Annotated in this window: 16 protein-coding genes; 6 read left to right on the top strand and 10 right to left on the bottom strand. The window is 47.6% G+C overall.

What is annotated here, in order from left to right:
• Positions 1-76: 76 nt before the first annotated feature.
• Both EKO24_RS09810 and EKO24_RS09805 read left to right on the top strand, forming a co-directional pair.
• Positions 77-1,777: a hypothetical protein gene (locus tag EKO24_RS09810; protein WP_127029150.1), complete on the top strand. Its 1,701-nt coding sequence runs from the start codon at positions 77-79 to the stop codon at positions 1,775-1,777.
• Positions 1,774-2,223 (top strand): hypothetical protein, encoded by a 450-nt coding sequence (locus EKO24_RS09805; RefSeq protein ID WP_127029151.1) that lies wholly within the window; start codon positions 1,774-1,776, stop codon positions 2,221-2,223. Before EKO24_RS09810 ends, EKO24_RS09805 begins: the two co-directional genes overlap by 4 nt.
• A 36-nt stretch (positions 2,224-2,259) precedes the next feature.
• Here the strand turns inward: EKO24_RS09805 and EKO24_RS09800 are convergent, their stop codons facing one another.
• The 5 genes from EKO24_RS09800 to EKO24_RS09780 form a co-directional block, all read right to left on the bottom strand.
• Positions 2,260-2,502: a DUF2442 domain-containing protein gene (locus EKO24_RS09800; RefSeq protein ID WP_127029152.1), complete on the bottom strand. Its 243-nt coding sequence runs from the start codon at positions 2,500-2,502 to the stop codon at positions 2,260-2,262.
• Between the two features lie 10 nt (positions 2,503-2,512).
• Positions 2,513-2,821 (bottom strand): type II toxin-antitoxin system toxin DhiT, encoded by a 309-nt coding sequence (dhiT, locus tag EKO24_RS09795; protein ID WP_241674454.1) that lies wholly within the window; start codon positions 2,819-2,821, stop codon positions 2,513-2,515.
• A 4-nt stretch (positions 2,822-2,825) separates the two neighbouring features.
• Complete coding sequence (locus EKO24_RS09790; protein WP_127029153.1) at positions 2,826-3,416, bottom strand: Uma2 family endonuclease; 591 nt, start codon at positions 3,414-3,416, stop codon at positions 2,826-2,828.
• Positions 3,417-3,530: 114 nt separating this feature from the next.
• A complete protein-coding gene (locus tag EKO24_RS09785; protein WP_127029154.1) occupies positions 3,531-4,046 on the bottom strand; it encodes an aspartate carbamoyltransferase in 516 nt (171 codons plus the stop codon).
• Positions 4,047-4,255: 209 nt separating this feature from the next.
• Positions 4,256-4,789 carry an RNA polymerase sigma factor gene (locus EKO24_RS09780; protein WP_127029155.1) on the bottom strand — a complete coding sequence of 178 codons (534 nt, stop codon included), beginning with the start codon at positions 4,787-4,789 and terminating at the stop codon, positions 4,256-4,258.
• Between the two features lie 295 nt (positions 4,790-5,084).
• Between EKO24_RS09780 and EKO24_RS09775 the strand changes: the two genes are divergently transcribed.
• On the top strand, positions 5,085-6,488 hold the full coding sequence (locus EKO24_RS09775; RefSeq protein WP_127029156.1) for a PepSY-associated TM helix domain-containing protein: 1,404 nt from the start codon (positions 5,085-5,087) through the stop codon (positions 6,486-6,488).
• A gap of 5 nt (positions 6,489-6,493) precedes the next feature.
• Here the strand turns inward: EKO24_RS09775 and EKO24_RS09770 are convergent, their stop codons facing one another.
• The 3 genes from EKO24_RS09770 to EKO24_RS09760 all read right to left on the bottom strand — a co-directional run bounded on the left by EKO24_RS09770 (position 6,494) and on the right by EKO24_RS09760 (position 8,203).
• Positions 6,494-6,979 (bottom strand): cupin domain-containing protein, encoded by a 486-nt coding sequence (locus EKO24_RS09770; protein ID WP_127029157.1) that lies wholly within the window; start codon positions 6,977-6,979, stop codon positions 6,494-6,496.
• Positions 6,980-7,148: 169 nt separating this feature from the next.
• Positions 7,149-7,652 carry an OmpH/Skp family outer membrane protein gene (locus EKO24_RS09765; RefSeq protein WP_127029158.1) on the bottom strand — a complete coding sequence of 168 codons (504 nt, stop codon included), beginning with the start codon at positions 7,650-7,652 and terminating at the stop codon, positions 7,149-7,151.
• A 221-nt stretch (positions 7,653-7,873) separates the two neighbouring features.
• On the bottom strand, positions 7,874-8,203 hold the full coding sequence (locus tag EKO24_RS09760; protein ID WP_127029159.1) for a TraR/DksA family transcriptional regulator: 330 nt from the start codon (positions 8,201-8,203) through the stop codon (positions 7,874-7,876).
• A gap of 97 nt (positions 8,204-8,300) precedes the next feature.
• Between EKO24_RS09760 and EKO24_RS09755 the strand changes: the two genes are divergently transcribed.
• From EKO24_RS09755 to EKO24_RS09745, 3 genes are read left to right on the top strand one after another with little or no spacing between them, the layout of a single operon-like run.
• The gene (locus tag EKO24_RS09755) at positions 8,301-9,206 is read left to right on the top strand and encodes an AAA family ATPase (RefSeq protein ID WP_127029160.1); all 906 of its coding nucleotides are present in this window, start codon (positions 8,301-8,303) and stop codon (positions 9,204-9,206) included.
• On the top strand, positions 9,203-10,141 hold the full coding sequence (locus tag EKO24_RS09750; protein WP_127029161.1) for a DUF58 domain-containing protein: 939 nt from the start codon (positions 9,203-9,205) through the stop codon (positions 10,139-10,141). The genes EKO24_RS09755 and EKO24_RS09750 overlap by 4 nt, the downstream gene beginning before the upstream one ends.
• Positions 10,142-10,146: 5 nt before the next feature.
• Complete coding sequence (locus EKO24_RS09745) at positions 10,147-12,090, top strand: transglutaminase TgpA family protein (protein WP_127029205.1); 1,944 nt, start codon at positions 10,147-10,149, stop codon at positions 12,088-12,090.
• Positions 12,091-12,125: 35 nt separating this feature from the next.
• Here the strand turns inward: EKO24_RS09745 and EKO24_RS09740 are convergent, their stop codons facing one another.
• Both EKO24_RS09740 and EKO24_RS09735 read right to left on the bottom strand, forming a co-directional pair.
• Positions 12,126-13,475 (bottom strand): sigma-54-dependent transcriptional regulator, encoded by a 1,350-nt coding sequence (locus tag EKO24_RS09740; protein WP_127029162.1) that lies wholly within the window; start codon positions 13,473-13,475, stop codon positions 12,126-12,128.
• A complete protein-coding gene (locus EKO24_RS09735; RefSeq protein ID WP_127029163.1) occupies positions 13,472-15,100 on the bottom strand; it encodes a sensor histidine kinase in 1,629 nt (542 codons plus the stop codon). The genes EKO24_RS09740 and EKO24_RS09735 overlap by 4 nt, the downstream gene beginning before the upstream one ends.
• Positions 15,101-15,259: the final 159 nt, after the last annotated feature.

The raw sequence follows: 15,259 nt of genomic DNA, 5'->3' as shown, positions 1-15,259 counted from the left end.
GCTTATTTTTCTTATCACGGGCGGGCCTTCCGTTGCCTAGGGTTAGTTCATGCCTCATATTCTATACCGGCTGTCAATGCGTAAGTTCTATGATGGATTAATGTTGAGGAAAATACTGTTAAATAGATTTGATACTTTCAATATGATAGAGGGGCTTTGGGTTGTAGCGGAGCGGCTATATCAAGATGAAGTACGCACTCAAAATATAAAAAAAAATGAAAAGATGAGATTATATGTTAACGAAAATAGGCACCCTCCATTTCTTCTTCGGGCCTTAACACTAGGTGAATTTATTAATAATCACTTTCATGAAATCTTGGACGACACCGACGGTTTTAGTGAACTGAGACGCTCTATTATTGAAGAGGAGAGAGACGAACCAAGTTTTGAATCCTCATGCTCATTAAATTCGCCATCCCTCCATTTACCAGTAAAGACTTCTGTAAATACTGAGCTTTTGTACTTGGATACCCTTTTGTCTCGCGGTTATGGCGCTTTAGCCGTTGCCTATTATCAATCTAACTTTAAATATCTCCCGAGCACTAGTGTCTCTGATCGCATAAAGCTAAAGTTACGTTTTGCCGAGGGATTGAATTTGACTGGGAACGTCGATGAAGCAAAGGAAATTTTAGTAAAGGAAGTGGAACCTTATATATTTTCTGCTCTCGTGCCTCCTTCCGTAGGATTTGACTATTTATATGCATCAAGCCGCGTTGGTCATCCCAGCAGATTGGAGCATGGAGAAGTCTTACAATATTCAGGTGATGAATCACCAACGGCTTCACTTTTGTCGAATTGGAAAATGCTCATGGAAACATGGGGAGCATCTGAGCGACCAACAGATATAGCGCGAGCAAGCTTGGAGAAAATTGGCTTAAGGGCTGCTGAAATAATGCTTATCGGCAATTTGTGGACACGATATATTGAAGGGCCTAAGCTCTCGGCACAACCTTGTGAGCAAGGCAAGCAACTTTTCCAACTTGCCAGTTTTCAGGCTCAAAGCGAGCAGTATCACAGCATGCGCGCATCATCACTTGCAGGCGTATCAGCATTAAAAGTTTGTAAAGACTTCACACTGGACATGGCGGAATTAGTAAACGAAGCTGTTAGCAATCTAATCGAACATCTGGCTGATCTGGCAGAGGAAGACGAATCAGTGAAAGCATTGAGCGAATTAGCGGATATTCAACTTCAAATCCTCAATACCGTCGATGCTACAGATGCTCTAAATATTCCTGCCGAAAACACAAAGGTAGCATCGTTAATTATTAACACGTCGGTTTTCTTAATTAAGGTCGGTGGCTACCAAAAAGCTGAAAAATTACTAAGAACGTGCTTAGCCAAGTGTGTTGATAAAATAAATAGTCCCACCAACTATTACAATACATTGTCGCTGCTATCTCTGGCTATTACAGCGCAAAAAGGGAGTCTAGAAGCGGTTTCCTTAGCAGAAGAGGCGATTCAGCGCTGGGTGGACTATCAGGGAGCAGGGAAAGACAAAGACTATAAGGACTTGCTTGTTCGATATAGTGCCGCCCTCTACGGAGCAGGGAAAAAAGATGATGCAAAGCACATCATGAACTCCTGGGTTAAATCCCTTAAGAATCTGCAGCAGCCAGTAGACATATGTTCATGGAACATTCCCATAAATTCCCAAATTTACACACCGTGCGACTTACTTCAAGACGTTTCTAATTTGCCTGAAGATTTGCGTTATAAGGCTAGACCAGAACAGTTTATGATGGAAAAATCATTGGGAATGAGGAATTCAGAATGAATCAAAAATATTTATTTTATTCAATCGGGTATTTTTGCACTCTGTTTATTTATGCACTTATTATATGGTTTGGCGCACAATGGGCCGCTGTAGATAAATTTTCAGTGTTTTACATGACACCGCCTTCCAGCCCAAAAGAATCTATTTGGAATCCTATTATTCTTGGGGGTGCTATGCTGGCAGGCATATTTTCAGCTCTTTTAATAGAGGCAATAAAAGCCACTAACTCAGGGTTAAATAACATTCGTCAGCTATTATCTTATTTACTCAGTAGCCCGACCGTTCTGTTGGCTTTGCTCTTCTCACCCATACTGTTTTTCACAGTATATAAAGTTAGTAGTGGTGCAGTTGATAATTTGTCTGCATATCTTTTCGCTTTCCAAAATGGTTTTTTTTGGGAGAGTGTTTTTTCAACGACAACTCCTTCGCCGCGGCGGAGAAAATGAGCCGGGTAGGGCGCGCATCGCGCCCTTTTTCAATGCTTACAAATTTCTGGATTTTACCAATCCCGCTTCAATTGTATCGGGCCCAATATCCTGCCCATCAGGCCAGCCAACGCCACGAAAAAAGACCGTTACCTGCTTGAAATAGGCGTCATCCTTTAATGCAGAGAAAAAATCGCTTTCCAGGTATGGCGTCATATCAAACTCACCACGCTGACCATCAGCCATTTCAACAAACAAATGTTGATGTAACAAGGGGTATACAGTAATAACCTTATTCATTTAGAGCCTCCTACTGTAACGGCTTAATTCGCTCAGGCTGTATCCCTCGAACAGCCAGACTCCAGTCCGCCATTATTTCATCGCGATGAATTTCAAGCCAAGCTTGCACTAGCTTCATTTTATTACGCGGTAACTCGCCTTCCAGCACTTCACCATCTTCAATCGCAATAACAGCAGTAAACTCACTATACTCAACATGAAAGTGCGGCGCATGATGACGCTGATTGTCATAACAGTACATATAAACCACAATGCCATAAAACATGGACAAAATCGGCATTTTTAACTCCTCCTCATCATTTGTTTTTATCCAAGTCATAGGGTCAATAATCAACCGGCAACCGAGCAGCCAATTCGTCCCACTGAATCACAATATCCGGTAATACGCTGACCTGGGTTTCGCCGTTTAATTCGTACAGTTCGGGCTTGCCGTATTCTCCGTCGATCAATCGGTAAACGGTCAACACCCGGTCAATCGGATGAATCAGCCAATATTCTTTTACGCCATGACGCTCGTATAGACTGCGCTTTTTGATTTGGTCGTGTCCGGCCGTGGAGGGTGACAACACTTCGACGATCCAATCCGGCGCGCCGCGCACGCCGCGCCGGTCCAGTTTGTTGCTGTCGCAGACCACCAACACGTCCGGCTGCACGACGGTATCGATGTTTTCGTCCGCTTCATTCTGTTTTGGCAGGCGGACATCGATAGGGGCAATGAAAGCGCGGCACGGTTTACCTTTAAGTGCTAAGCGAGCTTGTAGATAAATTTCCCCGGCTACATCCTGATGCGCCAGATAGGGAGCCGGAGACATCGCATACGCGTTGCCATCGATCAGTTCATAGCGATTATTGTCCGGCCAAGTCAAATAATCGCCGTAACAATGGTGCTGAGTATCTTTTAATGCCAAACCCATAGCCGTTTCCTCGTGTGTTTCATACAGACCTTTAATGATAGGAAAAAGCATAACATGGCGCGTATGCTCCTGGCACTCTTTCGAGGCTTCGCGAGAGTTCCGGCCAAGCCGCTGTTACGGTTTATGGTGCATTAAATGATGGGGATGACCGGGAACGGCATGACGGGCATGATCGCTCAATTGCGCGTCGAACCAGCGATGGATAGCCTCAATCAATTTCGGGTCGTCGGTTGAATAGTCGATCTCGGCGCCGTCGGGCAGCTCCTTGTAAACAATTTTGACTTGACCCGGTTTTGTCATCCTGAGCTCCGCTAAGCCCGGCATATTTTCACCATGAATTTTGGCCGGGTTGGAAAAGTCGCCTTGAATGAACTCTTTGGAAATTTTCGCCAAATGTTCACGGATTAACTTGATTTGCCCGGTATTGGCGCCGTCTTCGGCGATGACTTGCTGTAAACCGCCTTTTTCGGTTTTTGAGAAAATATGCATGGTTTGCTCCAAGTCGAAAGGCATGATATGCGAACCGCGTTGCACAACCTCGTCAAGCCGCTCCTCGCTTGCTTTCTCTACGGCTAATGCAGGCGCCGCTATAAATAACGCGGCCGGAAGAAATAGGGTTAATAGTTTCATTGTTTAGTTTTCTCTTTGTTGTGTTAATTAAAGAACGTGTGCTTGAGCGAGTTGCCAATAGTTTGAGCGCAGGCTTTGCCTGCTTTGCAAGCAGCGCTTGCACTCCAAAATACCGGAAAACTTACGCCGCGAGTTATTTCATGTTCTTTTAATCAGCCATTTGCTGATGATTCGTCAAGACGGACTGATGCAGTATAAGGCAATAACGGCTACCGATTCTCGCTGCTTGAGTCGCGGTTTTGCCGGGCATGGGGAAAACACTGGGATAGCGCCTTCGAGCAATAGCGTTCCACGGTTTGCCTGGAAAGCTGCAAGTTGGTTGCGATTTCGTTGTGGGTTAAGCCATTGACCCGGCTCAGCAAGAAAATATGCAGGTAGACCTCGGGCAGTGTTTTTAACGCGGTCAAACAGTTACGAAATAGTATTTCACCTTCCATTAACGCTTCCGGTCCCGGCAGCGGCGAAACCAGCTCATCCAGTTCGACTTCATCGGTTTCGGCGTATTTGCTGCGAACGTTTTCTTTACGATGATGGTCGAAACCGAGATTGGCTATTATCTTATAAAGATAAGCGCGCGGATTGTTGATAGATGATGGCTCGGGATGCTGTAGTAAACGTAGATAGGTTTCCTGAACCAGATCTTCGGCGGCAAAATCGCCCACCCGGCAGCCAGCGAATGCCAACAGCTCTTTGCTGTGATAATGGAACAGGTTGTTGAGTAGATCGTGTTTGGATTGGGGCATTGTTGTTAGCATTGGAAATCAGGCTATCGAATAGCAAGTGTTTGACAGGTAAGTGCAGCATCCATGCCAGAGGAGGATAAGTTCTCTGTATCTATAACGGCAGGCAAGATGTGATAAGGCTTACGGCGAATTATCAAGCCCGCTCGCGCGGCTGGGTTTTGTAAAATTGCGCGATATGACGCAGTACAAATAAGGCATATCACACAGTTTTTTCGATCTTGCCGAGGGAAGCTAATTGTTTAGTTCCGCATAACTCCGTATGGGATAATGAGCTTTTTTATCTTGCTACAACGCCATGCAATTTCCTATTCAACGCCTGCTCACCCGGACAACTTGGCTTAAGATTCATGTTTATTTGGCATTAATCGTAGGCTTCTTTTTTGCACTGATAGGCCTAACCGGCAGTATCGGCATTTACCATGAAGAGTTGGACGAATTACTGAATCCGGAATTGGTTATCGAACAACCGTCGGGCAAGCGCCAGTCGCTCGATAAAATTATCGCGGCGGTGCAGGCGGCACATCCTAACCGACACGGTTCCTGGACTCTGGAAATGCCCAGGTCCACGCACGGCATGATTACGGTCTGGTACGACAAACCTCGGGAAACTTTCTTTGAGCTGTATGCGCCGTTAATGGTATCGGTCAACCCGTATACCGCCGAGGTCGTTGCCAGCCGGTTTTGGGGGCAGACAATCGTCACGTGGCTGCTTGATTTACACACCCAGTTGGGATTCGGCCGCTTCGGCTGGAATGCGGTTGGCGTTTTGGGCTTATTGCTGATGGTTTCTATCGTTACCGGCGTGTACCTGTGGTGGCCGGCTATCAGGGGAATTTGGGAGTCATTCGCCGGGCGCGCCTCGTACAGGCTGCCGTCATACGGACCGTCCGTGGCGGTAAAAGTTCCCCCTGGCACGGCAAGCATGATGCAGCTAGCCTTCGACCTGCACCGCATTATCGGGCTGCTTAGCGCAGCGATCTTATTGCTGCTGGCCGTCACCGGCTTTAACTTGAGTTTTCCTTCGATTCCGGAAACGCTGATCGGCTCGTCGGGCATGGAACACGGCGAAACAGGGCGTACTATCATCAGCACGGCGACTCCGAATAATCATCCGGTCGGCCTGGAAGCGGCCGAATTTATAGCGCGCAGCCCATTCCCGAAAGCCGAGCTCAGACGGGTCACGACGCCGACCGGCGACAGCGGCATTTATCGCATCAATTTGCGGCAAGGTAGCGAAGTTAACCGGCGGCATCCCTACACTACGGTCTGGGTTGATCGCTGGAGCGGGCAGATCAGGGAGGTGCGCGATCCGTCCGGGTTTACTCCGGGCGAGACATTGACAACCTGGATATGGCCTACGCATACCGGCGAGGCGTTTGGCGGGACGGGCCGGTTTATCTGGTTTTTGTCCGGTATCGCGTTATTCGTTCTTTATGTCAGCGGTTTATTGCACTGGCTGCATCGGCGCGGTAAGGTCAAGGACAGGGAGGTAAGTTTTGCCGAGCTACGGCCGCTGCTCCGCCGATTGCAGGAAATTGGTTACCGTGCCGTTTTAGTGCTTTTCAGGTTGGGCGTTTTGTTGCTGCAAAAGGTAAAACTTTATGCGCCGCAGGTTATCGGTGTCTGTAAGACACTGTTTTATCGGCTACTGTCGGCGGTAAACCGGCAAAAGCGATTGGGGAAAAGCGATTGGGATTGAGGTTTTTACCGGATGTATTTTGAGATTTGATTCCATAGCTGTGGAAACTGGTCTTTTATGGTCTTCTCTTCCGCCAATTCCATATCCTCGTATTCAAAACCAGGTGTTACGGCCTCACTGATTAGGCCGAATTCGCCCGATTCCAGTTCGGTGGCTTTCCAGCATCCTCCTTTGACAATCAATTGCAGTTGCTGGCCGTTATCGAGATCGGCGCCAAGTATTATCTTTTCAAGGCGGCCGTCGGGATGAAGGATTAGATAAGTTAAAGGCGAGCCGCCATGAAAGTAGTGAATAATGTCCGATTTATTCTTGTGCAAATGACCGATAGGGCTGTCGTCGGTCAACATGTAAAAAATGGAGGACAGCAACGATTTTGGTTTTGAATCGGCTGATAGACAGGTTTTGAGCTCGGAACTGTAGGTTCTGGAAAAATAGCCGCCCTCAATATGGGCAACCAATGACAGTTTTTCGATCAGTTGTCGCTTGTTCATATCATTCGATCTAACGCAAATTGTAACGAGACGATGGCTGCCGCCGGGGAAAGCGCTGGAAAGTTCGAGGAGAGTGGGCTTTGGGTGTGATAAAGGCGACTTATCGGTCGCCTTTATGCTCGGGATTGCAGTATTGTTAGGCTATTCAAGCAACAACAATAAAGATCAATTAGTTCGGCAAAGCTGACAGCTTTTGTTGAACTTGGGCAGTAACGTCGATTTGTTCGCTGGCATAGATAACGCCGTCAGTCAGTAACAAGTCAAAATTTTGAGTTTTGGCGATATCGCGTATCACTTCAACAATCTTGCTTTGCAGTTTACCCAGCTCTTCATTACGGCGGACGTTGAAGTCTTCGCTGAATTCTTGTTGCGCTCTTTTTGCGTCTCTTTTCTTGTTCAGGATGTCTTTTTCCATGTTAGCGCGAGCCGATTCACCCATCACGGCAGCATCGCGGGCCAGTTTTTCATCCATGTTTTGAATTTCTTTTTGTTGGGCAACTAATTGCTTATCGCGCGGCGAAAACTCTTGTTCCAGACGTTTTTTGGCTTTTTCGGCTTGAGGCGCTTTTTCAAGTACGGCGGGTATGTTAACAAAGCCGATCTTTAAGTCGTCAGCGAAGCTCATATTGGTAATCAATAACAGTCCTAAAAATAGGGCGATTTTCATTTTCATCGTTAAACAAGTCTCTGGTTGTAGTGGAATAAATAAGAAATGGAAAAAACTTTGGAGTTTTGCTGGATTATAAGGGCGGGAAGCTTATTAAACAAAGGATTTGAGCAAATTGTCTTGTAAGCTCTGGTTTTATATTGATAAATTTTAATGAAGTAAACTGCCTCGATCTAACGGGCGGCCGATTAGCCGCCCTCAAAACCTTAATTATTTGGATTTTTTGCTCAGTAGCCTGCCTGGCTGGCGCACTTTATACATAAGGTGGAATAAGGTATCGCTCTTAATCGCTCTTTACCGATCGGATTGCCGCAAACTTGGCACAGGCCGTACTGGCCTTTATCTATTCTGGCGATCGCTTGCTTGACCAAATCTATTTCCGTTCTGGCCGCATTGCCCAGGCTATCCAGCACTTCATCATTCTCCTGTTGCGTTGCCTGCTCTTCAAAGTCTTTGTCTAAAGGTTCTTTGACATCGTGAGTGATTTTACTTAGCCGATCATCAAGATCTTCCAGCATTTCAATTAAACTGCTGCGTACTTCTTCATATTCTTTCATGGCAAACCCCTTTTTGTTTCGGCCTGTGTGCGCTTGAATCTTGCTCTATAATAAAGCCGAATTTCAATATATTTATGCCGACATCCTAACACCCATCATGCAAAATGCAATCAATCAGCTTCTGGATTCAGCCAACCAGGTCATTCTCGGCAAGCCTCGGCAGGTTCGGCTCGCGCTTTGCTGCCTGTTGGCTCGAGGCCATCTTTTGATAGAAGACATTCCCGGAGTCGGCAAGACGACGCTGTCCCATACCTTGGCAAAATTGCTGGGCTTAAATTATCAGCGGATCCAATTCACCAGCGATATTTTGCCTGCCGACATCATTGGCGCTTCTGTTTTCGATACCAAAAGCCACGAATTTAAATTTCATCCCGGCCCGGTTTTTAACCAGATGATATTGGCGGACGAAGTCAACCGCGCCACGCCCAAAGCGCAAAGCGCCTTATTGGAAGCCATGGAAGAGCGCCAAGTGACGGTGGAAGGGACAACCTATCCGCTGCCTGAACCTTTTTTTGTGATTGCCACGCAAAATCCGTCTCATCAAATAGGCACGTTTCCGTTACCCGAGTCGCAATTGGACCGTTTTTTAATGCGCGTTGAGCTGGGTTATCCCGACCCTCAGGCCGAGCGGCAACTGCTGACCGGGCAAAGCCGTCATAGTTTGTGCGAATCGTTGCCTGTAAAATTGCCGCCGGAGCAATTGCAAAGCATACAGGGGGCGGTGGCCCAAGTTCATGTCTCGAATGCGCTGCTTGATTATTGCCAGGGCATCATTAACTTCACACGAAGCTCATCCGAGTATCACTGCGGTTTGTCGCCCAGGGCCGGTTTGGCGCTTTTGACTGCGGCCAAAGCCTGGGCGTTTATGGATAGTCGCGACGCGGTTATCCCGGAAGATCTTCAAGCCGTGCTGGCGGCTGTTGCGGGGCATCGGCTGCGGGCAGGCAATAGCCAATCGGAAGCCATTGTAGCCCCGATCTTAGCTAACGTTCCTGTCCATTGAACTTAAAAGAACGCTTTAACCTGAGCCGGTTTGTTTCCGGCGAAAAACCGGTCGACGCGCCGGTCGTCTTGAATCACCGGAGAATTTTTATTTTACCGACGCAACGAGGATTGGGCTTCGTGGTATTAATTGCGTTGCTGTTGCTGATTGCGTTCGTTTATAACAATAACTTGGCTTATATGCTGGCGTTTTTGCTGGCGAGTATTTTCTTTATTGTCATTTTGCACAGCTACAAATCGTTAGCCGGTTTGGTGGTGCAAAAAGGCCGCGCTAATGCCGTGTTTGCAGGAGAGGCCGCCGAATTTGGCGTCCAAGTCGATAATCCTGGCGACATGGAACGCTATCATTTACAGATTACATTACAAGATACTCACAGCCTGGCTATGCAGCCGCAAAGCACAACGCATGTGATGCTGTATTCGGTAACGCAAAAGCGGGGCTGGCATCAAGCCCGGTCTGTCACGCTTTCCAGTACGTATCCTCTGGGCTTGTTTCGGGCTTGGTCGCCGATTCGCTTTGATCTTAAGGCCCTGGCTTATCCAAAACCGGCGAATCTTGACATAGCTTTTCCGCAAACGTCATCCGCGCAAGTTCAGCAGGGGGCCGGCAGCAAAGGCGGCGATGAATTTTACGGCTTGCAGGAATACCAGCCCGGCGATCCAATCAAGCATATACACTGGAAAGCCTTCGCTAAAGGCTTGGGCGTGTTTAGCAAGCAATACGACGGCGAGCAGCCGTTGCAGGAAATCTGGCTGACTTACGACCATGCTCCCGGACACAATGTTGAAGAGCGTTTAAGCCGGCTATGCCGTTGGGTAATCGATGCGGAACAAGCCGGGATTCGCTACGGCTTTATCTTGCCGGGACTAAAACTACAGCCTGACCACGGTTTGGCGCATTATCGAAAATGCCTGGAAGCGTTGGCGCTGTTTTGATGATCATGAAAGCGGAACTCGACAAAAACATCCTGATTTTTCTACTGTCCGCGATCGGCTTGATTGTTTTTCCGCACGTCTACCATATCCCGCCAGCCGTTTTCGGCTTTTTCTGCTTGCTGCTCGGCTGGCGCTTTGCCGGTATCTGGAAGCGAAACTGGCTACCTAAAATGCCGGTTATATTGTTACTGGCGATCTGCGGAATCGGCCTGCTCTATAGTCAACATCAAGGCATATTCGGACGGGACGCCGGAACTAACTTGTTCATTACTGCCTTGGGGCTCAAGTTATTGGAAATAAAAGCAGAGCGCGATCTTTACCTGATCAGCTACCTGGCCTTTATTGTCGCGGCTTCCCAATTCCTATACGAGCAAAGCATAGCGATGGCGGCGTATATCTTGCTGGTTTGCTGCGCATTGTTGGCGGTGCTGGTTGCTATCAACAGCTACAAAATGCAGACTTCGGCAGCGTTAAAAACATCAGCCATTATCATCGCTCAGGCCCTGCCGATTGCCGTGGCTTTATTTATCCTGTTTCCGCGCATTGAAGCACCGCGATGGATGTTGTTTAAAGACCTGCATCAAAACAAAACGGGCTTAAGCGACAGCATGGAGCCCGGCTCGATCAGCGATCTGGTTTTATCCGAAGAGCTGGTTTTCCGGGTGAAATTTGCCGGCGCGATTCCGCCGCCGAATCAACGTTACTGGCGCGGACCGGTCTTGTCTTATAGCGATGGCAAGCGCTGGACTCAATCGTCTTTTCAAAATCCGTTGACTAGGCCTTCGGTTACCGGTGCGCCTTATCGATACACGCTGCTGATGGAGCCGCAGGACAAAAACTGGGTTTTTGCGCTGGATATGCCGCAAGAATTTTCCCCGCCCTTAACCCTGAATGCCGCTTATCAGTTGGTTACTTCAGACAGACACGATAAGCGCGCCGAGTATCAAGTGACGTCTTATGCTTATTACAACACCGGCTCGCTCAACGCTAGCGAATATAAAGCCGCAATACAGCTACCCGCCGAACCGTCGGATAAGATTAAACAATTGGTCGGGCAGTTACAGGGTTTTGACGGCGCGCCCGATAATTTCATCGACCAATTACTGAGTTATTTCAGGACGGAAGATTTTCATTACACCTTGACACCGCCGGTCATGGACAATAATCCGATAGAGACGTTTCTATTCCAAACCCGGCGCGGCTTTTGCAGCCATTATGCTTCGGCTTTTGTGTATTTGATGCGCGTCGCGCATATTCCGGCGCGCATCGTGACCGGCTACCAAGGCGGGGAAATGAACAAAGTCGGCGATTTTATGGAAATAAGGCAAGCCGACGCACATGCCTGGGTCGAAGTCTGGCTAAAGGATAAGGGCTGGGTCCGGGTCGACCCGACGGCTGCAATTGCGCCGGAGAGAATCGAACGGGAGATTAGCATGGACCGGCGAACCTCATACGGCATCGCAACAGCAAATAATTATTTACCCCGATCTGCTTATGACTGGCTAAAACAAGCCCGGCAGCTATGGGGCAGTGTCGATTATAACTGGCAGCGCTGGGTTATCAATTACGACAACAAAAACCAATCCAGCTTAATGTCGTCATTCGGGATAAACAATCTTAAGACCATGGTTTATTGGATGATTGCCGTTGTAGGATCGATTGCAGCCGTGCTGTGTTGGTTTCTGCTCTATCAAAAGCCGAAAGCTCCCGATAATAAAGCCCTGCTTTTTTATAACCGGTTTTGCAAGAAGCTCTCCAAGCACGGGCTCTTCAGAGGGGCGGGGGAAGGGGCTAAGGATTTTGCCGAGAGAGCCAAAGTAAAGCTGCCTAGCCTGGCAAAAGACATCGATCGCATCACCGATGTCTTTATCAAACTGCGTTACGGGCGGTCTGCAAGCGAAGAAGATTTGCAGCAGCTGAAGAGCTTGGTGGCTTTGTTTAGAAGCTAATGCGGTACCTGACGCGGCTTATCGTTCTTTGTCTGTTAACTATCCATATCAAACTGTTTCAAACGATAACGCAAGGATCTGAAAGATAGCCCCAATTGCTCGGCGGCAGCCGCTTTGTCCCACTTATTGGCTTCCAGTGCAAGAGTGAGTGCTTGTTTTTCAATTCTTTCCAAATGCTCCTCCAGTGAGCCGGCCGTTTCGTCGTATTCCGGCGCTTTGGTGCCGCCACGGACAGCTTTCGGCAAACTCAAATCATCGATTTCAATGATGTTGCCGTCATAGAGTGCAAGGGCTCTTTCCAGGATATTTTCAAGCTCGCGGACATTGCCGGGAAAATAATAATGACGCAAGGCCGATAATGCCGATGGCGATAAGCTTGGCCTATCCTGTTTGCCGGCCCCGGTTAATTTGGCCAATATATGATCGACAAGAACAGGTATATCGTCGGGCCGATCGCGTAGCGGCGGTACGTGCAGATCGATGACATTGATACGGTAATACAAATCCTGTCTGAAACTGCCGTCCTGGACCATGTCGCTAAGATTCCGGTGAGTCGCGCTAAGCAGGCGAATATCGACCGGAATTTCCTGCTGATCGCCGACCGGGCGTATTTTCTTTTCCTGTATCGCGCGCAGCAGTTTTACCTGCAACGGCAAAGGCAAATCGGCGACTTCATCAAGAAACAAGGTACCGCCCTGAGCAGCTTGGAATAAGCCTTTTTTATCGCTGACGGCGCCGGTAAAACTGCCTTTTTTATGGCCGAAAAACTCGCTTTCCATCAGCTCGTGCGGAATCGCTCCGCAGTTGATTGCGACAAAAGCGCGGTCGCTACGGGAACTTTGCTGATGAATCAGCCGTGCAACCAGCTCTTTGCCTGAGCCTGATTCGCCGCTGATATAGACGGGTGCCTGGCTGCGGGCAAGCTTGTCTATTTTTGCCCTGATCTCCTGCATAACTAAAGATTCGCCCAGCAGCATATGCCGGGGCCGCCTTTCTTTAGCAACAGCGCCTTCCGTATTGAAAAGTTTTAACGCATTGTTTACAAGCTGTCTTAGCGTAGATAAATCGACCGGTTTGGAGACAAAATCGAACGCGCCTTTTTTCATTGCCAAAATGGCCGACTCAATACTGCCGTGCGCGGTAATCACCGCAACCGGTATCGGGTCAGGCAGAGCTTGTATAAAATCAACCAACTCCAAGCCGTTGCCGTCAGGCAATTGCATATCGGTCAAACAAAGGTCGAAAGACTTTTGTTGCAATAATGTCTTGCCGCCGGCAATATTTTCAGCGCAACAGGTTTGGATATCCATTCTGTTGAGAGTGATTTCCAACAGCTCACGAATATCGGGTTCGTCGTCTACAATCAATACCAGTGGTTTATTCATAGTTCAATTATGGTCTGTTCCGCATTCAGCAAGCAGAGTCGAAAACAACTCCGGTTATCGGCGGTTAAATAATAGCTCAATTTTGCCTGATTTAACTCAGCTAATTCTTTTGAGATATAAAGTCCCAAGCCTGTGCCGCTGGAAGACGTAGTAAAAAAAGGTTCGAACAAGTGAGGCAGATGCTTACGATGAATACCGGAACCGTTATCGATGACTTCAATGCACGGCACTTGCCGTATCGCAAAAATACGTAATACGATTGGTCCTGCCCCAGGTTTACCGTACTTCAGTGCGTTCCGGCACAGGTTGTCCATGATTTGCCTTAAATGCCCCGGATCGATAAGCACGCATAGGGATTCAAGCTGATACGAGAGCTTAAACGCATCGATATTAACGGAATGTTCAAATATAAAATTTTTCAGGTAATTATCCAGCCATGGTTTTAGATGAATTTTTTCCCTTCTTGAATCAGTTCTTCTGGAAAGCTGCAGAATATCTTCAATAATATGATTAACCCGGTCTGAGTGAGTCTGGATGATTTCTGTCAGCCTTTGATCTTGGATAGATAACAGAGGGTTCTCCGAGAGTAATTGTCCTGCATGAGTGATGGCGCTTAACGGGTTGCGTATTTCATGGGCGATGCTGGCAGTGAGCCGGCCTAGCGATGCGAGCTTGCTTTGCTGTACATGCTGATTATAAAGAGCAATATCTTCAAGAATAATCATATAAAAAAAATCATCGCCCGCAGGCAAAGGCATAAAGCGGCTATGAATTTCAGATTGATTCGGTAGCTGCAACAGCGCAAGATTTTGTTCCGGATCGCTTAGCCAAGTTTCAAATGCTAACGGTAACTGGCCTGAGATATCGCCAAGTTTGGCCGGCATTGTCGATAAATTTATCAGCCGTAATGCAGACTCGTTGGCCATTTGGATAGCCTGCTGCTTATTAGTGATAATGATGCCCGACTGCAGATGCCGGATAATGTACTTGTTCAGATCTTCCAGTTTAGTGATGGTTTGTTTTTGCTGATCGGCAAGCTGAAATATCTGCTCACTGCGTTGCGCAAGAATATACGACAGCAGGGCAATCGTAAAAAATGCTGCGCCCAGCATTCCGGCATTCGCGTAAGAAGTCGAATTAAAACTGTAGACATAATCGGCAATAACTTGTTCAGCTAATACCGCCAAACTGGCCAATGCAGCAAACAGCATTGCGCAACGGCCGCCGATCAATAAACCGCCTGCAGCGATCGACACGGCCAGCAACGTCCCCATGCCGCTATTAATGCCGCCGGAAGCGTGCATGATTAAGGTGAGGATGATTATGTCCGTGAAAATAAGCAGCTGTGCTTGGGTCGTATAGCTGGTGAGCCGCCAGGTTATGCAAGCCCCGGAGATGATTGAAAGTATTAAGTAGCTTTGACTGCTGTAGGTAAATAATTTGCTATCGTAAGTGCCGAGTAATGAAGAGTCTGTGTAGCTATAAAATAAAGCGACAAATAGTCCGGCCAAGATCAGGCGATAGACTAAAAAAACTTTTAATAATATCCAGGCTTGCCGTGCGGGAATACCGTAACCTTTAGAAAACGGGCAGGGATAGATAGTCTCTTTGGTATTTGGCGGCATATTGCTTTTAAAATGGCGTTTTGCAGGGATTTAGTTAGGTTCAAGGCGCAAGGTACAAGGTTAAAGACTAAAAAACCTTGCGCCTTGAACCTTGTACCTTGTACCTTAAGGCCTTTAAGCGTAGCAGTTAGTTGTCATCTGTGTGAAAAAATACCTGCC

The organism is Candidatus Methylobacter oryzae, from assembly GCF_003994235.2.
GTDB lineage: Bacteria > Pseudomonadota > Gammaproteobacteria > Methylococcales > Methylomonadaceae > Methylobacter_A > Methylobacter_A oryzae.
Note: the sequence above shows the minus strand (reverse complement) of the source record. Positions and strands in the feature narration are given on the sequence as shown.